Source organism: Streptomyces sp. NPDC101237, assembly GCF_044767465.1.
Lineage (GTDB): Bacteria > Actinomycetota > Actinomycetes > Streptomycetales > Streptomycetaceae > Streptomyces > Streptomyces gramineus.
In genome coordinates this window covers 1-22,545 of record NZ_JBIWNY010000002.1, presented here as the reverse complement: position 1 = coordinate 22,545, position 22,545 = coordinate 1, and the positions used below count along the sequence as shown (strand labels likewise).

23 protein-coding genes and 1 rRNA gene are annotated in these 22,545 nt (G+C 71.6%); 7 read left to right on the top strand and 17 right to left on the bottom strand.

From position 1 onward, the window contains the following. Positions 1-132 precede the first annotated feature (132 nt). Positions 133-474 (top strand): hypothetical protein, encoded by a 342-nt coding sequence (locus tag ACIRQ9_RS02965; protein WP_404167550.1) that lies wholly within the window; start codon positions 133-135, stop codon positions 472-474. Between the two features lie 239 nt (positions 475-713). On the opposite strand, the gene ACIRQ9_RS02960 is transcribed toward ACIRQ9_RS02965, so the two are convergent. Further along, the gene (locus ACIRQ9_RS02960; protein WP_404166474.1) at positions 714-1,103 is read right to left on the bottom strand and encodes an ArsR/SmtB family transcription factor; all 390 of its coding nucleotides are present in this window, start codon (positions 1,101-1,103) and stop codon (positions 714-716) included. 96 nt (positions 1,104-1,199) lie between these two features. Between ACIRQ9_RS02960 and ACIRQ9_RS02955 the strand changes: the two genes are divergently transcribed. From ACIRQ9_RS02955 to ACIRQ9_RS02945, 3 genes are read left to right on the top strand one after another with little or no spacing between them, the layout of a single operon-like run. Further along, positions 1,200-3,176, top strand: a complete 1,977-nt coding sequence (locus ACIRQ9_RS02955; protein WP_404166471.1) for a heavy metal translocating P-type ATPase — start codon at positions 1,200-1,202, stop codon at positions 3,174-3,176. After that, positions 3,173-3,583: a (2Fe-2S) ferredoxin domain-containing protein gene (locus tag ACIRQ9_RS02950; protein ID WP_404166468.1), complete on the top strand. Its 411-nt coding sequence runs from the start codon at positions 3,173-3,175 to the stop codon at positions 3,581-3,583. Before ACIRQ9_RS02955 ends, ACIRQ9_RS02950 begins: the two co-directional genes overlap by 4 nt. A gap of 47 nt (positions 3,584-3,630) precedes the next feature. Next, entirely contained in the window at positions 3,631-3,798 is a 168-nt protein-coding gene (locus ACIRQ9_RS02945; protein WP_404166465.1) for a hypothetical protein, read from the top strand. A gap of 30 nt (positions 3,799-3,828) precedes the next feature. Here ACIRQ9_RS02945 and hemB read toward each other — a convergent pair whose 3' ends face one another. The 6 genes from hemB to ACIRQ9_RS02915 form a co-directional block, all read right to left on the bottom strand. Beyond that, positions 3,829-4,821, bottom strand: coding sequence for a porphobilinogen synthase (gene hemB / locus ACIRQ9_RS02940; RefSeq protein ID WP_404166461.1), 993 nt, complete (start codon positions 4,819-4,821; stop codon positions 3,829-3,831). Positions 4,822-5,069: 248 nt separating this feature from the next. Further along, positions 5,070-6,776 (bottom strand): uroporphyrinogen-III synthase, encoded by a 1,707-nt coding sequence (locus tag ACIRQ9_RS02935; protein WP_404166458.1) that lies wholly within the window; start codon positions 6,774-6,776, stop codon positions 5,070-5,072. Further along, positions 6,773-7,732 carry a hydroxymethylbilane synthase gene (hemC, locus tag ACIRQ9_RS02930; protein ID WP_404166455.1) on the bottom strand — a complete coding sequence of 320 codons (960 nt, stop codon included), beginning with the start codon at positions 7,730-7,732 and terminating at the stop codon, positions 6,773-6,775. Before hemC ends, ACIRQ9_RS02935 begins: the two co-directional genes overlap by 4 nt. Next, positions 7,729-9,423: a glutamyl-tRNA reductase gene (locus ACIRQ9_RS02925; RefSeq protein WP_404166452.1), complete on the bottom strand. Its 1,695-nt coding sequence runs from the start codon at positions 9,421-9,423 to the stop codon at positions 7,729-7,731. Before ACIRQ9_RS02925 ends, hemC begins: the two co-directional genes overlap by 4 nt. Then, positions 9,420-10,178, bottom strand: coding sequence for a redox-sensing transcriptional repressor Rex (locus ACIRQ9_RS02920; RefSeq protein ID WP_404166449.1), 759 nt, complete (start codon positions 10,176-10,178; stop codon positions 9,420-9,422). Before ACIRQ9_RS02920 ends, ACIRQ9_RS02925 begins: the two co-directional genes overlap by 4 nt. Positions 10,179-10,458: 280 nt before the next feature. Next, on the bottom strand, positions 10,459-10,734 hold the full coding sequence (locus ACIRQ9_RS02915; protein ID WP_404166446.1) for a glutaredoxin family protein: 276 nt from the start codon (positions 10,732-10,734) through the stop codon (positions 10,459-10,461). A 127-nt stretch (positions 10,735-10,861) separates the two neighbouring features. On the opposite strand from ACIRQ9_RS02915, the gene ACIRQ9_RS02910 reads away from it, so the two are divergent. The 3 genes from ACIRQ9_RS02910 (at position 10,862) to ACIRQ9_RS02900 (ending at position 14,487) form a co-directional block, all read left to right on the top strand. After that, complete coding sequence (locus tag ACIRQ9_RS02910) at positions 10,862-11,806, top strand: HAD family hydrolase (RefSeq protein WP_404166443.1); 945 nt, start codon at positions 10,862-10,864, stop codon at positions 11,804-11,806. 413 nt (positions 11,807-12,219) lie between these two features. Then, positions 12,220-13,005, top strand: a complete 786-nt coding sequence (locus tag ACIRQ9_RS02905) for an ECF subfamily RNA polymerase sigma factor, BldN family (protein WP_404166440.1) — start codon at positions 12,220-12,222, stop codon at positions 13,003-13,005. Between the two features lie 234 nt (positions 13,006-13,239). Next, on the top strand, positions 13,240-14,487 hold the full coding sequence (locus ACIRQ9_RS02900; RefSeq protein WP_404166437.1) for a DUF5667 domain-containing protein: 1,248 nt from the start codon (positions 13,240-13,242) through the stop codon (positions 14,485-14,487). Positions 14,488-14,656: 169 nt separating this feature from the next. Here ACIRQ9_RS02900 and ACIRQ9_RS02895 read toward each other — a convergent pair whose 3' ends face one another. The 10 genes from ACIRQ9_RS02895 to rrf form a co-directional block, all read right to left on the bottom strand. Beyond that, entirely contained in the window at positions 14,657-15,736 is a 1,080-nt protein-coding gene (locus tag ACIRQ9_RS02895; RefSeq protein ID WP_404166434.1) for a lysophospholipid acyltransferase family protein, read from the bottom strand. A gap of 13 nt (positions 15,737-15,749) precedes the next feature. Then, positions 15,750-16,811 (bottom strand): NAD-dependent epimerase/dehydratase family protein, encoded by a 1,062-nt coding sequence (locus ACIRQ9_RS02890; RefSeq protein WP_404166431.1) that lies wholly within the window; start codon positions 16,809-16,811, stop codon positions 15,750-15,752. Between the two features lie 170 nt (positions 16,812-16,981). Beyond that, positions 16,982-17,080 (bottom strand): 30S ribosomal protein bS22, encoded by a 99-nt coding sequence (locus ACIRQ9_RS02885; RefSeq protein ID WP_003948845.1) that lies wholly within the window; start codon positions 17,078-17,080, stop codon positions 16,982-16,984. Between the two features lie 132 nt (positions 17,081-17,212). Next, positions 17,213-17,422, bottom strand: a complete 210-nt coding sequence (locus ACIRQ9_RS02880; protein ID WP_067299677.1) for a helix-turn-helix domain-containing protein — start codon at positions 17,420-17,422, stop codon at positions 17,213-17,215. Positions 17,423-17,551: 129 nt separating this feature from the next. Beyond that, complete coding sequence (locus ACIRQ9_RS02875; protein WP_404166428.1) at positions 17,552-18,367, bottom strand: phosphatase; 816 nt, start codon at positions 18,365-18,367, stop codon at positions 17,552-17,554. 115 nt (positions 18,368-18,482) lie between these two features. Then, entirely contained in the window at positions 18,483-19,655 is a 1,173-nt protein-coding gene (locus tag ACIRQ9_RS02870; protein WP_404166425.1) for an acetoin utilization protein AcuC, read from the bottom strand. Next, positions 19,606-20,826: an MFS transporter gene (locus tag ACIRQ9_RS02865; RefSeq protein WP_404166422.1), complete on the bottom strand. Its 1,221-nt coding sequence runs from the start codon at positions 20,824-20,826 to the stop codon at positions 19,606-19,608. The genes ACIRQ9_RS02870 and ACIRQ9_RS02865 overlap by 50 nt, the downstream gene beginning before the upstream one ends. Before the next feature lie 81 nt (positions 20,827-20,907). Then, a complete protein-coding gene (locus tag ACIRQ9_RS02860) occupies positions 20,908-21,633 on the bottom strand; it encodes a VC0807 family protein (protein ID WP_404166419.1) in 726 nt (241 codons plus the stop codon). A gap of 93 nt (positions 21,634-21,726) precedes the next feature. Beyond that, positions 21,727-22,371, bottom strand: coding sequence for an HAD family hydrolase (locus ACIRQ9_RS02855; protein ID WP_404166417.1), 645 nt, complete (start codon positions 22,369-22,371; stop codon positions 21,727-21,729). A 79-nt stretch (positions 22,372-22,450) separates the two neighbouring features. Then, a 5S ribosomal RNA gene (gene rrf / locus ACIRQ9_RS02850) occupies positions 22,451-22,545 on the bottom strand; the annotation flags it as partial.

The window sequence follows — 22,545 nt, the reverse complement described above, 5'->3', positions numbered from 1 at the left end:
AATGTTCTCCCAGTTCAGAGCCGGTGCGGCCGTTCCGGCGTCCCTGATCGTCCGGCAACTGTGGCGGACGGGACGGAGCGGCCCGCAGGCTGCTGCCATCCAAGCACGCCACCACTCGAAAGAGGATTCGACATGCGTCCCGCCCGCCGTGTCCGTCTCGCCGCCGCCGGAGCCGCCGTCGCCGCCCTCGCCCTGACGGCCTGTGAGAACGGCACCGGCATCCGGGACGAGGGAGCGTCCCGGCCGCCGGCGGCCGCAACGGCCTCGACCGCCAAGCCCTCACGGACGCCCGGCGGCGACGCCGGCACCGGCACGGGCGGCGGTGGGTCGTCCGCCGCTCCCGCGGGCGGCCCGGCCGCGAAGACGCCGAAGGGCAACGGCAACGGCAGCGGCTCCTCCGAGGTGCTGTGCCACGGCTCGAACACCGCCGTCACGGTCCAGCCGCTGTCCCGCCCGCCGAAAACCACGTGCTGATCACGGTGCGGAACACCGGCAGCAGGACCTGCCACCTGACCTCCTGCCGCCCCGGTATGCCACGGTCCGCCCGTTCCTCGCGCTGCCGGGCGGTTGAAGGCGCTGGAGGCGGCGAGCGCCGGGAAGCGGGTCCCGGCCGGGGTGCGCGGGCTTCCGGCGTCGGCCCGGCGGAAGGTCGGGGTGAAGCCGCCGCTGCCGACGGCGGACAGAGCTGAGGCGCCGACGGGCGGGGCTTCGGTTCAGCGGCCGACGGTGGCGGAGGCGGGTTCGCGGGCCGGGGTGTCGTGCAGGCCGAGGCGCAGGTGCTCGACGTGGTAGAGGGCCTGGTCGAGGAGTTCGGCCACGTGGTTGTCGTAGAGGGAGTAGACGATGCTGCGGCCCTGGCGCTCGCCGGTCACCAGGCCCAGGTTGCGCAGCAGGCGCAACTGGTGGGAGCAGGCCGAGTTCTCCATGCCGACGGCTTCGGCGAGGTCACCGACCGAGCAGGGGCCCTCCTGGAGGCGGGCGAGGATGTAGAGCCGGGAGGGCGTGGCCAGGGCCTGGAGGGTGGCGGCGACGTCGGCGGTGCCGACCGCGTCGAGGCGCTCGCGGGTGCTGGAGCTGCTGGTGGTGTCGCGTCCGTGGCCCATGGCCCTCATCATACCCGCGACATTTGAAGACCTATTCACATGTTCCTGTACGGTGGGATGGTTGCCCCCGTCCCGCCCGTGAAGGGTTGTTTTGTCATGTCTTCTGTCCTGGCCCAGCGGTCCGCGCCGCCCGCCGGCGGCCCCCGCCCGGCCCCGCCCCGGCGCCGCACCCGTCTGCTCACGCTGCCGGAGGCCCGGTGGGCGCTCGCCTCCCTGGTGCTGTTCCTGGTCGCCCTGCCCGTCTACCTGCTGGACGGCCCCGGCCGGCTGTGGGGGGCACTGTTCGCCGCGACGTACCTCACCGGCGGGTGGGAACCGGGCCGGGAAGGGCTGAAGGCCCTGAAGGACAAGACGCTGGACGTCGACCTGTTGATGGTGGTGGCCGCGCTCGGGGCCGCCGCGATCGGCCAGGTCCTCGACGGCGCTCTGCTGATCGTCATCTTCGCCACCTCCGGCGCCCTGGAGGCCCTCGCCACCGCGCGGACCGCGGACTCCGTGCGCGGCCTGCTCGACCTCGCCCCCACCACCGCGACCCGCCTGCTGCCCGATGGCGGCGAGGAGACGGTGGACACCGAGCACCTTGCGGTCGGCGACCTGATCCTGATCCGCCCCGGCGAGCGCGTCGGCGCCGACGGACAGGTCATCGACGGGGCCGGCGACGTGGACCAGGCCACCATCACCGGCGAACCGCTGCCGGTGGCCAAGCGGACGGGCGACGAGGTGTTCGCCGGCACCGTCAACGGCACCGGCGCCCTGCGGGTGCGCGTCGAGCGGGAGCCGTCGGACTCGGTGATCGCCCGGATCGTGAAGATGGTCGAGGAAGCCTCCGAGACCAAGGCCCCCACCCAGTTGTTCATCGAGAGGATCGAGCAGCGGTACTCGATCGGCATGGTCATCGCGACCCTCGCCGTCTTCGGCATTCCGCTCGCCTTCGGCGACGCCCTCGATGCGGCACTGCTGCGGGCGATGACGTTCATGATCGTGGCCTCGCCGTGCGCGGTGGTGCTCTCCACCATGCCGCCGCTGCTGTCCGCCATCGCCAACGCCGGGCGCCGGGGCGTGCTGGCGAAGTCCGCCGTCGTGATGGAACGCCTCGGCGAGATCGACACCGTTGCCCTGGACAAGACCGGCACCCTGACCGAAGGCACCCCCTACGTCACCGACATCCGCCCACTGCCCGGCAGCAGCCTCGACGACACCGCGCTGCTGGCCCTGGCCGCCTCCGCCGAGCACCCCAGCGAACACCCCCTGGCCCGCGCGATCGTCACCGCCGCCCGCGACCGCGGCCTGGCCCTGACCGGCGCCGAGGAATTCACCTCCGCCCCCGGCCAGGGCGTCACCGCGGTTGTCGGCGGCCGCACCGTCACCGTCGGCGCCCCCGACCGGCTCCTCACCGACACCCCCGACACCCCGCACCGCACGACCGTGAGCGAACTGGAGGAGGACGGACGCACCGCGGTGACCGTCCTGTCCGACGGCACCCCGGTCGGGGTGCTCGGCATCGGAGACCGGCTGCGCCCGGACGCGGCGGCCACCGTCGCCGCCCTCACCCGCCTGACCGGCCGCACCCCCGTCCTGCTCACCGGCGACAACGAACGCGCCGCCCGGCACCTGGCCGCCGAGGTCGGCATCACCGAGGTCCGCGCCGGCCTGCTGCCCCAGGACAAGGCCGCCGCCGTCAAGGAGTGGGAGGCTCAGGGCCGCAAGGTGCTGGTCGTCGGCGACGGCGTCAACGACGCCCCCGCCCTCGCCGCCGCTCACTCCGGCATCGCCATGGGACGGGCCGGCTCCGACCTCGCCCTGGAGACCGCCGACGCCGTCGTGGTCCGCGACGAACTGGCCACCATCCCCTCCCTCGTGCAGCTCTCCCGCACCGCCCGCCGCCTGGTCGTCCAGAACCTGGCCATCGCCGGGACGTTCATCGCCACCCTCGTCGCCTGGGACCTGATCGGCACCCTCCCCCTCCCGCTCGGCGTCGCCGGCCACGAAGGATCCACCGTCATCGTCGGCCTCAACGGCCTGCGCCTGCTGCGCGAAGCCGCCTGGCCCCGCCTCACCAAGGACACCCCGTGAGCAAACGCACCCGACGTGCCGCCCCCACCACCACGGGGGCGGCACGGCCCACCGTCACCGTCTGCCGGGGCTGCTGCTGCGGCACCTCCAAGGTCCCCGGCCTCGACCACACCGCCCAGCTCAGCGACCTGCGCCACGCCCTCGACAAAACCGCGACCATCCGCGTCACCGACTGCCTCGACGCCTGCGAGCGCGCCAACGTCATCGTCGTCCAGCCCTCCGCCGAAGGCCGCAAGGCCGGCGGACGGCCCGTCTGGCTCGGCCTGGTCAACGACCCCGACGCCACCACCGACATCGCCGCCTGGGTCGAGAGCGGAGGCCCCGGCATCACCGACCCGCCCGGCATCCTCGACCTCTACACCTTCCGCCCCTCCCGCCGCGTCCAAGCCGAACTCCACGACGGATGACGCCCGCACCACCCCGACCTGCCTGTCGGCACTCTCACCCCCGGACCATGATCACCGGCTTGGCGTTCACCGCTGTACCGCTGTTCCCCGAGGCCGGAACAGGGACGGCGTCGGCCTCGGCGACGCCGTCCCTGCCGGCGAAGGGGAGGTACTGCGACAGCTCGCCGCGGGTCACCTACGGGCAGCAGGACCGCGGCGACGCCCTCGACCGGTGAGCCGCGGCCCGCGGTGCCGCCGTCCGGGACTCAGCCGAGCATCCGGGCGGCCTCGACGGCCCAGTAGGTGAGGATGTTCCGGGCACCGGCGCGCCTGATGCCGGTCAGGGTCTCCAGGATGGCCCGCTCCCGGTCGATCCAGCCCTTCTCGGCGGCGGCCTCGATCATCGAGTACTCGCCGGAGATCTGGTAGGCGGCGACCGGTACGTCCACGCTGTCGGCGACCCGGGCGAGGATGTCGAGGTAGGGCCCGGCCGGCTTGACCATCACCATGTCGGCGCCCTCCTCCAGGTCCAGGGCCAGCTCCCGCAGCGACTCCCGCGCGTTGGCCGGGTCCTGCTGGTAGGTCTTCCGGTCGCCCTGCAGGGAGGACCCGACGGCCTCCCGGAAGGGCCCGTAGAAGGCGGAGGCGTACTTGGCGGTGTAGGCGAGGACGGCGACGTCCTCCCGCCCGATCTGGTCGAGGGCGTCACGGACGACGCCGATCTGCCCGTCCATCATCCCGCTGGGCCCGACCACGTGGGCGCCCGCGTCGGCCTGCACCTGGGCCATCTCGGCGTACCGCTCCAGGGTGGCGTCGTTGTCGACGCGCCCTTCGGCGTCCAGGACTCCGCAGTGGCCGTGGTCGGTGGTCTCGTCGAGACAGAGGTCGGACATCACGAGCAGGTCGTCGCCGACCTCGGCCCGTACGTCGCGCAGCGCGACCTGGAGGATGCCGTCCGGGTCGGTGCCGGCCGTGCCGAGGGCGTCCTTCTTGCCCTCCTCCGGCACGCCGAACAGCATGATCCCGGAGATGCCCGCCTCGACGGCCTCGAGGGCCGCCTTCTTCAGGGTGTCCCGGGTGTGTTGGACGACGCCGGGCATGGCGGCGATCGGCACCGGTTCGGTGACGCCCTCGCGCACGAACGCCGGGAGGATGAAGTCCGCGGGATGCAGCCGGGTCTCGGCGACCATGCGCCGCATGACGGGGGTGGTCCGCAGCCGACGCGGCCGCGAGCCGGGGAAGGAGCCGTACTTCGTCATGCGCTCTACGCTACGCCCGTCACCGGGGCGCCCTTGCCGACGTGGCGTCGGCGCCCCGCCCGCGCCGGGGCGGTGCGTCCGGTGGCGCCCTCGAAGGCCGGACCGTGAGCGGAGCACCCGTCAGGGGCGGCCGCTGGGGCACCCCGGCCGAGGGCTGGGGGAGGAACCAGGCGGCAGCCCCCGCCGGACCCGCGGCCCAGGCGGAAGGGGTCCGAGGGGCACAGCCCCTCGGACCCCTCGCGGCTACCTCACGTGGTGCTGCGCCGGCGCCGGGCTCCCGGCCGCCGCTCGCTCGGCCGCGTCACCGGGTCCCCGGCCTCCAGCGCGGCGGCGCGCCGCCGCAGGCCGAACTCCGCCAGCGCCTCCGCGAGCTTGCTCGCCGACGGCTCGGGCGCCATCACGTCGACCCGCAGCCCGTGCTCCTCGGCCGTCTTGGCCGTGGCCGGGCCGATGCAGGCGATGACGGTCACGTTGTGCGGCTTGCCGGCGATGCCGACGAGGTTCCGCACGGTGGACGACGACGTGAAGAGCACCGCGTCGAAGCCGCCGCCCTTGATCGCCTCGCGGGTGTCGGCCGGCGGCGGCGAGGCGCGCACGGTCCGGTAGGCCGTGACGTCGTCGACCTCCCAGCCCAGCTCGATCAGCCCGGCGACCAGCGTCTCCGTGGCGATGTCGGCACGCGGCAGGAACACCCGGTCGATCGGGTCGAAGACCGGGTCGTAGGGCGGCCAGTCCTCCAGGAGACCGGCGGCGGACTGCTCGCCGCTCGGCACCAGGTCCGGCTTCACACCGAAGGCGACGAGCGCCTTCGCGGTCTGCTCGCCGACCGCCGCGACCTTGATGCCCGCGAAGGCGCGCGCGTCGAGCCCGTACTCCTCGAACTTCTCCCGCACGGCCTTGACCGCGTTCACCGAGGTGAAGGCGATCCACTCGTACCGCCCGGTGACCAGGCCCTTGACCGCGCGCTCCATCTGCTGGGGCGTGCGCGGCGGCTCGACGGCGATCGTCGGCACCTCGTGCGGCACGGCGCCGTACGAGCGCAGCTGGTCGGAGAGGGACGCCGCCTGCTCCTTCGTGCGCGGCACGAGCACCTTCCAGCCGAACAGCGGCTTGGACTCGAACCACGACAGCTGGTCGCGCTGGGCGGCGGCGGACCGCTCACCGACCACGGCTATCACGGGGCGGCCGCCCTCCGGGGAGGGCAGCACCTTCGCCTGCTTCAGGGTCTGGGCGACCGTGCCGAGGGTGGCGGTCCAGGTCCGCTGCCGGGTGGTGGTACCGGCGACGGTGACCGTCATCGGGGTGTCCGGCTTGCGGCCGGCGGCGACCAGTTCCCCGGCGGCCGCGGCCACCGAGTCGAGGGTCGTCGAGACCACGACCGTGCCGTCGGAGGCGCCGACCTCGGTCCAGCACCGGTCGGAGGCGGTCCGGGCGTCCACGAAACGGACGTCCGCGCCCTGCGCGTCCCGCAGCGGCACACCGGCGTACGCCGGCACTCCGACCACGGCCGCGACACCGGGCACGACCTCGAACGGCACACCGGCGGCGACGCAGGCGAGCATTTCCTCGGTCGCGTACGTATCAAGGCCCGGGTCCCCGGACACCGCACGGACGACCCGCCTGCCGCCCCGTGCGGCCTCCATGACAAGATGAGCGGCATCCCGCGCGGGCGGGAGCGCAGCGGTTGTTGACGCTCCGTCAACAACCGTCAGTTGAGGCGTGCCTGTGCCCTGATACGGGTCCGAGGAAGAACCCGGATTCATCGGCACGACGGAGACGCCCTGCCTGGCGTGGGCTCTGATCACGTCGAGCACCTCGTGCTCGGCGACCAGAACGTCCGCGCTGGACAGTGCCTCCACGGCACGCAAGGTCAGCAGTCCCGGATCCCCGGGTCCGGCACCCAGGAAGGTGACGTGCCCGTGTTCAAGACCGGCGGGAAGGTTGGTGGGGCTCATTGTGCTCGCTCCCCCATCAGACCGGCCGCGCCCTGGGCAAGCATCTCGGTGGCGAGTTCGCGACCGAGCGCCGTCGCCTGGTCGTTTGTCTCGGGCACGGGACCGGTGGTGGACAACTGCACCATCCGCGAGCCGTCGGTCGTGCCGACGACGCCGCGCAGGCGCATTTCCTTGACAATCTGCCCGTCGGCCAGAAGGTCGGCCAGCGCGCCCACAGGGGCGGAGCAGCCGGCCTCCAGGGCGGCGAGCAGTGACCGCTCGGCGGTCGCGGCGGCCCGGGTGAACGGGTCGTCGAGTTCCCCGAGCGCGGCGATCAGCGACGCGTTGTCCGCGGCGCATTCGACCGCCAGTGCCCCCTGGCCGGGGGCGGGCAGAACCGTGTCGACCGACAGGAAGTCGGTCACCTCGTCGAGCCGGCCTATGCGGCTGAGTCCGGCCGCGGCCAGTACGACGGCATCCAGCTCGCCGTCGTGCACGTATCCGATCCGGGTGTCGACGTTGCCCCGGATCGGCACGGTCTCGATGTCGAGCCCGTGGCCGCGGGCGTACGCGTTCAGCTGCGCCATGCGGCGCGGCGAACCGGTGCCCACGCGCGCTCCGCGCGGCAGGTCGGTGAGCTTCCGCGCGTCCCGGGCGACGATCACGTCACGCGGGTCCTCGCGTACCGGTACGGCGGCCAGGACCAGGTCCTCGGGCTGCGTGGTCGGCAGGTCCTTGAGCGAGTGAACGGCGAAGTCGACCTCACCGCGCAGCAGCGCGTCCCGCAGCGCGGTCACGAAGACGCCCGTGCCGCCGATCTGCGCGAGGTGCTCGCGGGAGGTGTCGCCGTAGGTGGTGATCTCGACGAGCTCGACGGGCCGTCCGGTCACCCGGCTCACGGCTTCCGCCACTTGCCCGGACTGGGCCATGGCGAGTCTGGACCGCCTGGTCCCCAGTCGCAGTGGGTTGTCACTCATTCCGGTCGGTCCTTCGTGTCTGTGCTGTCCACGGCCCGGGAGACGGAGGCGACCGTCTCGGGGTCGAGGTCGAACAGGGTCCGCAGCGCGTCCGCGTACCCGGCGCCGCCGGGCTCCGCCGCCAGCTGCTTGACCCGTACGGTCGGCGCGTGCAGGAGCTTGTCGACGACCCGGTGCACGGCCTGGCGGATCTCCCCGCGCTGGCGTTCGTCCAGGTCGGGCAGGCGCCCGTCGAGCCGTGCGATCTCCCCGGCCATCACGTCGGCGGCCATGGTGCGCAGCGCGACCACGGTCGGCGTGATGTGCGCGGCCCGCTGCGCCGCCCCGAAGGCCGTCACCTCGTCGGCGACGATCCGCCGTACCTGGTCCACGTCGGCCGCCATCGGGGCGTCCGCGGACGCCTCGGCGAGCGACTCGATGTCCACCAGCCGGACCCCGGAGAGCCGGTGCGCGGCCGCGTCGATGTCGCGGGGCATGGCGAGGTCGAGCAGGAAGAGTTCGGGCGCGGGCCGCACGAGGCCGGCGACCGGCTCGGGCCTGCGCAGTTCGGGGATGCGTCCGATCCGGGCGGCGGTCGCGGCGAGCGCGTCGATCAGCTCCGCGTCGGCCTCGGGCGTACGGCGCCCGGCCTCGCGGATGTCCACGGTGCCGTTGTCCACCCAGGCCGCGTGCTGCTCCAGCTCGGCGGCGCCCATCCCGGCGACGGCGGCCTCGCCCATGACGGAGAAACCGCTCTGCTCGGCCGTGAGGTCGAGCGGGCAGTTCTCGTCGTTGCCGACGGTGCCGACGGCGGGCTTCGGGGTGCCGTGCGCGGGCCGGTCGTCGGAGATCTCGGCGACCGGCGCGCCGGTCCGGCCCTCGACCGCGTCGGCGATCACGTCGGCCGTCAGCACCAGTCCGGTCGCGCCCGTGCACGAGACGGCGATGTCGGCACGTGTCAGCTCGCCCGGCACCGAGTCCATCGGTACCGCGCGGGCCACCACGTCCGTGTCGTCGCTCTCGTTCAGGATCTGCGCCAGGCGCGCGGCGCGGTCGTACGTCCGGTTCGCCACGACGATCTCGGCGACGCCGGCCCGGGCCAGCGTGGCGGCGGCCAGCGAGGACATCGAGCCGGCGCCGATGACCAGCGCCTTGCGGCCCTTGGCCCAGGTCTCGACGTCGGTGCCGGCGGCGAGCTGGGCCAGGCCGAAGGTGACCAGGGACTGTCCGGCCCGGTCGATCCCGGTCTCGGAGTGGGCCCGCTTGCCGACCCGCAGTCCCTGCTGGAAGAGGTCGTTCATGAGCCGGCCGGCGCTGTGCAGGTCCTGCGCCAGGGCCAGCGAGTCCTTGAGCTGGCCGAGGATCTGTCCCTCGCCGACGACCATCGAGTCCAGCCCGCAGGCCACCGAGAACAGGTGGTGGACGGCCCGGTCCTCGTAGTGCACGTAGAGATAAGGAGTGAGCTCCTCCAGGCCGACCCCGCTGTGCTGGGCGAGCAGCGTGGACAGCTCGGCGACCCCGGCGTGGAACTTGTCCACGTCGGCGTAGAGCTCGATGCGGTTGCAGGTGGCGAGGACCGCGGCCTCCGTGGCCGGTTCCGCGGCGACCGTGTCCTGGACCAGCTTGACCTGGGCGTCCGTGGTGAGCGCGGCCCGTTCCAGGACGCTGACCGGGGCGCTGCGGTGGCTCAGCCCGACGACGAGGAGACTCATGCCGGCATCACGGCGGGTACGTCCCCGTCGGGTCCCTGATCGGTGGACTCCTGGTGGGCGGCGGGGGCCGGCGCGGCCGTGCCCTCGTGCTCCTCGCCGGCCTTGCGCTGCTCGTGGAAGGCGAGGATCTGCAGCTCGATGGAGAGGTCGACCTTGCGCACGTCGACGCCGTCCGGGACGGTCAGCACGGTCGGCGCGAAGTTGAGGATGGAGGTGACCCCGGCGGCCACCAGCCGGTCGCAGACCTGCTGGGCGGCGCCTGCGGGCGTGGCGATGACCCCGATCGACACACCGTTGTCGCTGATGATCTTCTCGAGCTCGTCGGTGTGCTGCACCGGGATGCCCGCGACGGGCTTTCCGGCCATCGCCGGGTCGGCGTCGATGAGCGCCGCGACCCGGAAGCCGCGGGAGGCGAAGCCGCCGTAGTTGGCCAGGGCCGCGCCGAGGTTGCCGATACCGACGATCACGACCGGCCAGTCCTGGGTCAGGCCCAGTTCGCGGGAGATCTGGTAGACGAGATACTCGACGTCGTAGCCGACACCGCGCGTTCCGTACGAGCCCAGGTAGGAGAAGTCCTTGCGCAGCTTCGCGGAGTTGACCCCCGCGGCGGCCGCCAGTTCTTCGGAGGAGACCGTGGGGACCGAGCGCTCCGACAGTGCGGTCAGCGCCCGGAGGTACAGCGGAAGCCTGGCGACGGTGGCCTCGGGGATCCCTCGGCTGCGGGTCGCCGGTCGGTGAGTTCGGCCAGTTGCCACGGTGCTCCTGCGGGTAGAGCGGGGCTGCGGACGGTCACACGTTCCCAGACCGCCCCGTCGACAGCAGGCTATGTCTTTGTGAACGCGTGCACAAAGATGGTGTCCGATTTGTCCGGCCAACGTGACCGGGGTCACGCACCTTCGGCGCGGTCGCGGGGAACCGGCGTACAGGCGCTCGCGCTCCATCTCGGATGGGGGCAAAACAGTACACACTCCTCACTCATCCCGCCCCCGAGACCAAGCCGCCGTCGATCCTAGGCGACTTTCCGGCCCGTTTGGACTAGTCGGTCAGTGCCTTGCGGAGGCGCTCTTCGTTCACACGCCAGAAGGTGTGCTGTTCACCGTCGACGAGTACGACCGGAATCTGCTCCCAGTACAGATCGTGCAGATGCGAATCCCGGGTGATGTCCCTCTCCTCGAAGGGCACCCCCAGCTCGCCGCAGACCTTCTCGACCACGACCTGTGCGTCATCGCACAGATGACAACCCGGCTTACGGATCAGAGTGACCAAACGCGCACGAGACGCAGGTGCCTTGCGGCCGAAGAGAGGACTCATGCGGTCCATTCTCCCGCCCCGCCACGCCCTGCTCGCCGCCTTGTTTAACGGACCGGTCGCAGAGAGTTCACGCCCGCCCAACTCCCGCGACCCCGGGACCACCGAACAAACTGGCTATGCTCACGACATGGCCGCTCTCGGATGGCTCACTCCCCGTAGGCGCTCCGCCACGGCGCGGAGCGTGTTGGCAGGCGAGGCCTCGGCGGAGGCCGCCCGCAAGAGCCAGGAAGTCCTCCTGGCAGACGACGCTGCGTCCGCCGCCCCCAAGGACGCCGCCGAACCGGACTTCCCGGTGCTCGGCGACACCAAGGCCGCCGCGTTCTTCGACCTCGACAACACGGTCATGCAGGGCGCCGCGATCTTCCACTTCGGGCGGGGCCTGTACAAGCGGAAGTTCTTCGAGACCCGCGACCTGGCCAGGTTCGCCTGGCAGCAGGCGTGGTTCCGGCTGGCCGGCGTCGAGGACCCGCAGCACATCCAGGACGCGCGGGACTCCGCCCTGTCCATCGTCAAGGGCCACCGGGTCGCCGAGCTGCAGACCATCGGCGAGGAGATCTACGACGAGTACATGGCCGAGCGGATCTGGCCCGGCACCCGCGCCCTCGCCCAGGCCCACCTGGACGCGGGCCAGAAGGTGTGGCTCGTCACGGCGGCGCCGGTGGAGATCGCCGGCGTGATCGCCCGGCGCCTGGGCCTGACCGGGGCGCTCGGCACGGTCGCCGAGTCGGTGGGCGGCATCTACACGGGCAAGCTGGTCGGCGAGCCCCTGCACGGCCCGGCGAAGGCCGAGGCGGTGCGCGCCCTCGCCGCCGCCGAGGGCCTGGACCTGTCCCGCTGTGCGGCCTACAGCGACTCCCACAACGACATCCCGATGCTGTCCCTGGTCGGCCACCCGTACGCCATCAACCCGGACACCAAGCTGCGCAAGCACGCCCGCGAGATGGACTGGCGGCTGCGCGACTACCGCACCGGACGCAAGGCGGCGAAGGTGGGCATCCCGGCCGCCGCCGGAGTCGGAGCGGTCGCCGGCGGTACGGCGGCGGCGATCGCGCTGAGCCGACGGCGCCGCTAGCGCGGGACAGGCACCGCACCACCGCGGGCGACGGCCACGGGCCGGCCGCGGTTTACCTGCGACCCCACGCGCGATCCCGCCCCCGGCCCTCGGCCGGGGGCACTCCGGCGATCCCCGGCGATCCCCGGCGGCGGCCCAAACCTCGCGCGCCCGAATTATCGCGGCGCCTTCCCGACATGGCCCCGAGTCCGCCTCAACACGCACCTTTCTGATCACGAAGCGATCACGCTGCGGCACTTGAACCACCCCAAAACGGTTACAGAAGCGACGCAATCGATGATTTGAGCAACTCGGTGTAGCAGTGCCTGCACGAAGCGTTATTCTCCTCAGACGCACACCGGTACCCCTCCGTCGCTACGACGGGTGAAAGGTTCCGTACTGCACGTGATGGAAGCTCTGCCTCTGGGAGTCCCGTGTACCCACACGTCGGGGTTGACGCCTCGGGCCTGGCTACGCTGCGCGCAACTGTCGCAACGGTCAAAGAGACGCTGCGCGGCCTTGTCCCGACCGCGTACGCCGTCCCCGCCCTCGCCACCACCGCACCGATCGGTCCGTGTTACGCGCTGGCCGACGGCAGCGCGGCCGTGGGCAGACGCGGCCGTGGCGCCGGCACCGCCGCGACCACCGCCCGCCGTCCGGCCGCGGACAGCGACAGCGCCCGGATGATGGATCTCGTGGAGCGCGCCCAGGCGGGCGAGTCCGACGCCTTCGGACGCCTCTACGACCAGTACAGCGACACCGTGTACCGCTACATCTACTACCGGGTGGGCGGCAAGGCGACCGCCGAGGACCTCACCAGTGAGACGTTCCTGCGCGCCCTGAGAAGGATCGGCACCTTCACCTGGCAGGGCCGCGACTTCGGCGCCTGGCTGGTCACCATCGCCCGCAACCTGGTCGCCGACCACTTCAAGTCGAGCCGGTTCCGGCTGGAGGTCACCACGGGTGAGATGCTCGACGCCAACGAGGTCGAGCGCTCCCCGGAGGACTCCGTCCTGGAGTCCCTGTCGAACGCCGCCCTGCTGGACGCCGTACGGCGGCTCAACCCCCAGCAGCAGGAGTGCGTGACGCTCCGCTTCCTCCAGGGTCTCTCGGTCGCCGAGACCGCCCGGGTGATGGGCAAGAACGAGGGGGCCATCAAGACCCTGCAGTACCGGGCCGTGCGCACCCTCGCCCGGCTCCTCCCGGACGACGCGCGCTGAGCCGGGCACGCTCGGCGACAGTCAACTCACGCTTGGTGAAGGCCCGTTGTCTTTCTCAGCCGATCGTCGAACGTCCGTAACCCAAGTGCCGAGCCGCTCGTTGTGCGGGATACAGGCTCCCTGTGGTCACGTCCAGCAAGACCCCGATCACACGATCGTGTGGTCCGGTCGCGGGCGTGCACCCCTCAGGACCCCCTGGGGAGTCGACCGTCATGACGAGAGGAGGTGCCGCCAGTGATCGCGAACGTATCGGCACACCGGCGGGCGAACGCCTTCGCCCAGGCCCTGGAGGAGCAGCCCGACCGGGACCCGGCGGCCGAGCGGCCCGAGGGACCGGCGGGCGATCCGCTGGAGACCGCGGATCGGGCCGAACGGACCGAGCAGGGCGAGCTGTTGGCCCTGGCGACCGAGCTCGCCGCGCTGCCCAGGCCAGTGCTCGACCCCGAGGTCAAGGTCGTCCAACGGGCCCAGCTGGTGGCCGCGATGGAGGCCATGCTGGCGGAGGGCACCCTGGGCGGGGCGGCGGACACGTCGGTTCCCGAGCAGCGCTCCCACCGGTCCAAGGGCGCACACCGGGCCGGCCCGCTGGGCAAACTACGACCGCGTTCCCGGCTCACCAAGGGGCTGGCCGCGGGCGGGCTGAGCGTCGGCGTGGCCGCCGGAGCCTTCGGCGGGGTCGCCGCCGCGAGTTCCGACGCGCTGCCCGGCGACTCGCTCTACGGCCTCAAGCGCGGCATCGAGGACTTCAAGCTCAACTATCTGTCCGACGGCGACGACCAGCGCGGCCAGACCTACCTCGACCAGGCCTCCACCCGGCTGATGGAGGCCCGCCGGCTGATGGACCGGGACCGCGGCGGCCACCTCGACCACGAGTCCATCGGCGAGATCCGCCGCACCCTGTCCGGGATGCAGCACGACGTCACCGAGGGCCACCGACTGCTGCACGAGGCCTACGAGCGCGATCCGAACTCGCTGGGCCCCATGCAGGCGCTGTCCGCCTTCGCCAGATCCCACCGCGAGGCCTGGGGCGCGCTGCGCGACAAGCTCCCGGTCCAGCTCGGAGACGTCAGCCAGCAGGTGTCGTCGGTCTTCGACGCCATAGACCAAGAGGTCGCGCCGCTGCAGTCCCGGCTCCCCCAGCCGTCCCAGAACACGGGCGGCACCGGCAGGCAGGGCAGCGGCACGGCGTCCACCGGATCCTCCGGCGGCCACCGGTCGACGGCTCCGTCGTCCTCGGGCAGTTCGGCCTCGGGCCACGAGTCCGGCACCGGCAGCCCCAGCGGATCGGCCTCCGGCAGTGCCACCGACGACCTGATCGGCGGCACCACGGGCGGCCTCCTGGACCCGCCGAAGAGCGGGAGTTCGGGCGGCAGCACCGCGCCGTCCAAGAGCCCGACCAGCGAACCGAACGTCACCCTGCCCCCGCTCCTGCCCGGCCTGCTCCCGGGCCTGGGCATCGACAGCGAGGACGCGAACGGCTAGACCGTCCCTTCCCCGCGCTCCCAGGGCGGCACAGCCGCCTCCTGGGGGCGCGGCGCTGTATCCGGCCGTGCTGCGGGCCGATGGGCGCGACCGGCCCCCACCGGCCCGCAGCACCGCACGGCCGCACGGCGGAACTGCGGTACGGCCGTTCGGCCGTACGGCCGTACGGCTAGAAGAACACCGACCGCCGCTGCACCAGCAGCTTGTACAGCGTGTGCTGGATCTGCTCCCGCACCTGATCGGTCAGGTTGAACATCAGCATCGGGTCCTCGGCCGCCTCCGGCGGATAGCCGTCCGTGGGGATCGGCTCCCCGAACTGGATCGTCCACTTCGTCGGCAGCGGAACCGCGCCGAGCGGCCCGAGCCACGGAAACGTCGGCGTCAGCGGGAAGTACGGGATCCCCAGCACCCGGGCCAGCGTCTTCGCGTTGCCGAGCATCGGGTAGATCTCCTCGGCCCCCACGACCGAGCAGGGAATGATCGGCACGCCCTGCCGCAGCGCGGTCGACACGAACCCGCCCCGCCCGAACCGCTGGAGCTTGTACCGCTCGCTGAACGGCTTCCCGATGCCCTTGAACCCCTCCGGCATCACCCCGACCAGCTCGCCCTGCTCCAGCAGCCGCTCGGCGTCCTCCGCGCACGCCAGGGTGTGGCCGAGCTTGCGCGCCAGCTCGTTCACGACCGGCAGCACGAAGACCAGATCGGCCGCCAGCAGCCTGAGGTGACGATTCGCCTGATGATGGTCGTGCACGGCGACCTGCATCATCAGGCCGTCCATCGGCAGCGTCCCGGAGTGGTTGGCGACGATCAGCGCACCGCCCTCGGCCGGGATGTTCTCGATGCCCTTCACCTCGACACGGAAGTACTTCTCGTACACCGGCCGGAGCATCGACATCAGGACCTGGTCGGTCAGCTCCTCGTCGTACCCGAAGTCGTCGACCTCGTAGTCCCCGGTCAGCCGGCGGCGCAGGAACGCCAGACCGCGTGCGACGCGCCGCTCCAGGCTCGCGTCGTCACCCGGCGCCGTCACGTCCGTCTCAGCGTTCTCCCGGTTCACGTGCACATCATCCTGCGCGGGGATCCGCCGGGCGAGAGGCCCCACCTCGCGCACCGCGCCGGACTCGCGCACCGCCGCCTGTTCGCCGCCGCCCTTGCGCCGGCTCCCCGGACCCCGGCGCCGGGCCGGCCGCTGCACGGCAGCCCCGCGGGACCGGTCGTCGTCGAACGGAATGACCTTGGCGTCCGCCATCGTGTTGCGCTCCTCAGTTGGCGCTCTGCGTCGGTGTCTTCCCGCCGCTCAGGACGGGCAGGGCGGCGAGCCGGTCGACGGCGGCGGCCACCGCCTGCGGCGGCAGCAGCCCCGTGGCCTGGGCGCGCACGAAGTCCGCGAACGTCTCCGCCGTCGTGTACTTCGGCTGGAATCCCAGCGTCTCGCGCATCTGCCCGGTGGCGACCACCCGGCCGTGCGTGAGCAGCCTGATCTGCTCGGGCGAGAAGTCGCTCATGCCGAGCGTCCGCACCAGGGACCCGGCCCAGGTGACCGCCGGCAGCAGCAGCGGCACGGTGGGCCGGCCCAGCCGCCGCGAACACTGCGAGAGCAACAGCACACCGTCGCCCGCGATGTTGAAGGTGCCGCTGTTCAGCGTTCCCCGCGCCGGCTCCCGCGAGGCGATCCGCAGGACCTCGATCACGTCGTCCTCGTGCACGAACTGCAGCCGCGGGTCGTACCCGAGGACCGTGGGCAGCACGGGCAGGGAGAAGTAGGAGGCGAGCGGGGTGTCGGCGGTGGGCCCGAGGATGTTCGCGAACCGCAGGACGCACACCGCCACGTCGGGCCGCCTGCGGGCGAACCCCCGCACGTATCCCTCGACCTCCACCGTGTCCTTGGCGAACCCTCCGCTCGGCAGGGACTTCGGCGGGGTGGTCTCGGTGAAGACGGCGGGATCCTTCGGCGCGGACCCGTACACGTTCGTACTGGACTTGATCACCAGCCGCTTGACGTGCGGCGACTTCTGGCAGGCGCCGAGCAGCTGCATGGTCCCGATGACGTTCGTCTCTTTGACGGTGGTCCGGCTCCCGCTGCCGAGCGGTGTACCGGTCACGTCCATGTGGACGATGGTGTCGGCGCCGCTCTCGGCGAGGATGCGGGCGATGGTCGGCTGCCGGATGTCGGTCCGGATGAAGTCGGCGCCGCCGAGAGGGTGCTCGGGCTGGACCGCGTCCACGGCGACGACCCGCTCCACTTCGGGGTCACGCTGGATCCGTCGTACGAATCGGCCGCCGAGTTGACGGGCCACTCCGGTCACGAGCACGACCTTCGCCAAGATCAGCGCCTTTCTTCCGTGTTCCCGTATGCGGGCCAACTTAGCGGGTTGACGTCGCGCAGGCATGACCCCGAGCGGGCCGGGGTGCGCCGTAGCGGCCGGAAATGCGTGTGGCCCCCCACCGTACTGGTGGGGGGCCACACACAAGCTCTCGCGGCTCGGCGCCGTAATTACTTCTTGTTACGGCGCTGAACGCGCGTGCGCTTGAGCAGCTTGCGGTGCTTCTTCTTGGCCATCCGCTTGCGCCGCTTCTTGATAACAGAGCCCACGACTACCCTCGCTCACTTCTCATCACTCGGTGCTGGGCGCCATGGGCCCATACGACCTACGAGGGGCTAGCCTACCCGCCCGAGCGCTGAGGTCGTAATCGAGGTGCTCCGGGACGATTCCCGGAACGGCCGTCAGGCGGTCTCCACCCCCACATAGCTCTCGCGAAGGTACTCGTGTACCGCTTGTTCGGGGACGCGGAAGGACCGCCCCACCCGGATCGCGGGCAGATGACCGCTGTGCACCAGCCGGTACACGGTCATCTTCGACACTCGCATCACCGCGGCGACCTCCGCCACGGTAAGGAACACGACCTCGTTGAGAGGCCTCTCGCCAGCTGCCATGACACACCTGAACCTTCCGCACTCGACGGGCCACCGGCTTCCCCTTCCGGTGACTCTTCGTCGTTGCGTGCTCACTCCCCAATGTAGGGGCGGGTGATGCGAGTGGGGAAGAGGTGCACCCATCGGCGGCTACTGTGACAGACACGCTCGATTGAGTACGTAGCGGGTAAGCGGCGTGTAGTAATCGGACCGCACGCCGTCATCAACCGGAACGGCGACGGACACGACCCCCTCGGCCTCACCCACGAAGAGCGCGGGGTCATCCGTATCCGCCAGACCAATGGCCTCAAACCCGAGCTGACCAGCGCCGCAGACCCACCCGTGGTCCCCCACCACCAGCTCGGGCAACGGGCCGCCGCCGCCCGCCGCCGCGTCCAGGGCCAGCCGAACCGGCAGGGGTGAGTGCGTGTGGGCACCCGGCGCACAACCGGGGCGTTCACCTCCCGATTCCCGCACCAACCCGACACCTTGTACGTAATCGAGGCTGCGCGTGCGTAGACCGAACCGGGTCGTTATGTCGACACAGCGACCCTGCGCGGGGGTGAGAACCTCACATCCCGCCGCCGACAACGCGTGCGCGAGACCGGCGTAGAAGCCGATCAGCCGGTGCGGGTGGCCGGTCCCGAACAGCACGGGCGCCCGCCGCCGGGCGACGTCCCGCACCCGGGCCGCGAAGGCATCCAGCGCGGCCACCGTCAGCTCGGGATCGATCACATCATGCCCTGAAACGCATCGGGGATCGTCCGAAACCCCACACTTGCCCGCCATCAAGCGAACCAAATCCCGCTCGCTCCAGGCTCCTTGCGGGTCAATACCGATCAACACCCGTGGATCCCGGGCCGCGAACAGCCGGTACCGCCCAAGACTCCGCTCCCGGGCGGAAGCCACCACCCCCGCCAGCCCCACGGACACCAGGTAATCCCGAAGCGCAGCACCACTCGACACCTCAGAGATGGTGACGGACCAAGCCGCCGAAGACTCCGGAAACAGACGAACACCCCACGGTTGGCCTAACGGCCGCCCCGCCCCGGACCACGGCCCGAGGCACCCGAGACCGTCCCTACGCCAGCAGCCCGCGGAGCGGGAAAACGGCCCGCCGGGTGGCCAGCACCGCTTGGTCCAGGCGGTCGGCGGGGTCGTAACCCGCCTCCCAGTCCGCCCAGCCCACCGGCCAGCGCCCGTCCGTCATCCTCCCCGGCCCCAGCTGCCGCGTCCGGGCGTACACCTCCTGCCGCCACACCTCGGGAACCAGCGTCTCCGGCGCGATCTCCCGGCCCGCGGCGATCGCCACCAGATGCGTCCAGGACCGCGGTACGACGTCCACCACCTCGTACCCCCCGCCGCCGAGCGCGACCCACTTCCCGCCCGCGTGCTCGTGCGCCAGTCCGTGGCAGGCCACCTGCACGGCCCGCTGCGCGTCCAGCGAGACGGCGAGATGCGCCAGCGGGTCCTCGAAATGCGTGTCGGCGCCGTGCTGGGTCACCAGCACCTGCGGCCGGAAGTCCGCGACCAGTTCGGGCACGACCGCGTGGAACGCCCGCAGCCACCCCGCGTCCCCGGTCCCCGCCGGCAGCGCCACGTTCACCGCGGCACCCTCCCCGGCGCCCGCGCCGACCTCCTGCGGCCAGCCGGTCTGCGGGAACAGCGTGGCGGGATGCTCGTGCAGCGAGATCGTCAGAACCCGCGGGTCCTCCCAGAACGCCGCCTGCACGCCGTCCCCGTGGTGCACGTCGACGTCCACGTAGGCGACCCGCTCGGCGCCCAGTTCGAGCAGCCGTGCGATGGCGAGCGAGGCGTCGTTGTACACGCAGAACCCGGAGGCCGCCCCCGGCATCGCGTGGTGCAGCCCGCCCGCGAAGTTCACCGCGTGCTCGACGTCCCCGCGCCACACCGCCTCGGCCGCGCCCACCGACTGCCCGGCGATCAGCGCGGACACCTCGTGCATCCCGGCGAACGCCGGATCGTCCAGGGTCCCGAGCCCGTACGACGCGTCGGCCGCCGCGGGATCCGCCGAAGCCGCCTTGACCGCCTCGACGTAGTCCTCCCGGTGCACCAGCCGCAGCGTCGACTCCCCGGCCGGCTTCGCCGCGACGACCTTCACCGCCCGGTCGAGCTCGAAGGCGTCGACGAGCTTCCGGGTCAGCGCCAGCCGGACCGGATCCATCGGATGGTCCGGACCGAAGTCATAGCCCGTTACTGCCTCGTCCCACATCAGCTGTGCGCGGCCGCTCATGCCCGCCACCGTATCGGTCCGTCCGCACCGCGAACGAACGGGCGTACACCAACGTCACCAGCACCAACACCATCGGCACCAGCATCGCCCCGCGATAGCTCCACGCGTCGCCCAGCGCACCCACCAGCGGCGAACCGATCAGGAAGCCGACGTAGTTGAAGATGTTCAGCCGCGCGATGGCCGCGTCCGAGGCCCCCGGGAACAGCCGGCCCGCCGCCGCGAAGGTCTGCGGCACCAGCACGCACAACCCGAGCCCCAGCAGCGTGAACCCGGCCATCCCCACCCACGCCCCGGACGCCCCCGCCACCACCGCGAACCCGGCGGCCGCCACCAGCGCACCCAGCCGGACGACCGCCGCGGCCCCGAACCGCCGCACCCCGAAGTCCCCGATGGCCCGCCCGACCAGCGTGGTCACCATGTACACGTTGTACGGCACCGTGGCCAGCTGCTCACTGCTGCCCAGCACGTCCTTCAGGTACTTCGCGCTCCAGTTGGAGACGGTCGAGTCGCCGATGTACGCGAACGTCATCACCAGGCACAGCGGCAGCAGCAGCTTGAACACCACACCGCCGCCCGCACCCGCCGCGCCCTCGGTGTCCTCCGCCGGCGCCGGTTCGCTGTCCACGTACCACCGGCTCCCCACCAGCGCCGCCGGCAGCAGAACCGCCACGACCGGCAGGTACGACACCCACAGCGCCAGATGCCAGTGCGCGCCCACCCATGCCAGCGACGCCCCCAGGATCCCGCCCAGACTGTAGGCCGCGTGGAAACTGAGCATGATGCTGCGCCCGTACGTCCGCTGCAGACTCACCCCGAGCATGTTCATCGAGGCGTCCAGCGCCCCGACCGCCAGGCCGAACGCGGCCAGCGCCACCGCCAGCTCGGCCACCTGCCCGCCGGCCCCGACCCCGAGCAGCGCCAGCATCACCACCGGCTGGGACCAGCGCAGCAGCCTACTGGGCCGTACGCGCTTCACCAGCTGCTCGGTGGTGACGCTGCCGACACCGGCCAGGATCGGCACGGCGGCGAGGAAGACCGGCAACAGCGCGTCGGAGACGCCGTACCGGTCCTGGATGGCGGGGATGCGCGTCACGAGCAGCGCAAAGGTGGCACCCTGCGTGAAGAAGCTGAACGCCAGCGAGGCCCTACCGCGCCGCAGCACATCTGTCATGGCGGCGAGCGTAGGGCCCCGGCGTACTCGTGGGTAGATCCAGCCAAAGATGAATCTCCTTCAGCTTTACTTCGGTGGCGCTCAGACGGCGACCGCGAGCCGCCGCACCTGCTCGGCGTCCTGGCGCCGCACCTCGTCGGTGACCAGGTGGGCCATCGGCTCGGCCGCCGCCCCGCCGCAGACCATCATCCCGAGGGTGATCGCCGCGACCAGGAGGACCGTGCTCAGCCAGACCATGGTGTCCACGGGGACCGTGTAGGCGCCGACGACCCGGACGACGCACTCCACCAGGAGCACCGTGCCCCAGATCACCGAGAACAGCCGCTCCTTGCGCTGGAACTCGGCCGACCCCGCCGCGCCTCCGGCGGCCAGCCGCTCCCAGGCGGCTTCCCTGGCCGCGTCGCCCTTGACCAGGAAGGGCTTGAGGCCGGCCGTCATCATCGGCCGGCCCATCGCCACCGACACCAGGATCCCGATGCCGATGGTGCTGCTGACCGCGCCGTCCTTGGCGAGCATCAGCCGCGGGTCACCGGCGACGAAGCTGAGCCCCAGCCCGACCACGTTCACGACCAGGATGAGCGCCGCGAACCCGTTGACCCGGCGTTCCTTCGCCACGCTCCAGACGGTGCGCGCGGCCGGCACCACGCTGCTCCAGGCGAGCGCCGCGAAGGTGCTCATCCCGAAGGCCCCCTTGAAGAAGTAGTACGACCCGAGGGGTACCGCCACATCCACGATCAGCGGCCGGAGGTTCTCCAGCATGCCGGCCTGCTGCTTGCTCTGGGACCCGGTGTTCGTCGTCCTCGTCATGCCCTCAGCTTCGCGTCCGGACGGGGTCTCCCAGTAGAAACGATCGTCCGGAGCTCGGCATGACAATTGTCAGCGTCGCCGCGATGTCGGCGGTCATTCCAGCAGGTCGGCCAACTGCCCCGGGTCGGTGAAGAGTCGGGTGGCGCCCTGGAGTCGGTCGGCGGGTGTCATGGCGGTGAAGCCGTACACGTCCATCCCGGCGGCCACGGCGGCCTGGACCCCGAGCGGACTGTCCTCGACGACGGCACACCGCCCCGGCGCGACGCCCATCCGCTCGGCCGCGTAGAGGAAGAGGTCCGGCGCGGGCTTCCCGCGGCCCACGTCCTGCGAACTGAACACCCGTGACGCGTCGAACCAGCGGTCCAGCCCGGTAGCGCGGTGGCCCACCCGGATCCGTTCATGGCTCCCGGACGATGCCACGCAGTACGGCACTCCGTCCGCCGTCAGCCGCTCCAGGACCTCCGCGACGCCGGCGACGGGCTTCAACTCCCTTTCGAAGGCGGCGAACACCCGTGCGTGGAAGACGTCGTCGAAGTCATCGGGCAGCCGCTGCCCGGTGCGCGCCTCGACGAGGTCGTGAACGCGGTGCATCGCGGACCCCATGTAGTCCCGTATGGAGTCCTCGTAGGAGGTCGGATGCCCCAACTCGGTCAGATAGGCGGCGAGAAGCCGGTTGGAGATCGGTTCGCTGTCCACGAGGACGCCGTCGTTGTCGAAGATGACCAGGTCGTAGCGCATGACATCGAGCATAAATGCAGCAGGACCCCGGAAACGCGGAAAGGCCCACACCATACGGTGTGGGCCTTTCCCAATGATTGTTCGGCGGTGTCCTACTCTCCCACAGGGTCCCCCCTGCAGTACCATCGGCGCTGTAAGGCTTAGCTTCCGGGTTCGGAATGTAACCGGGCGTTT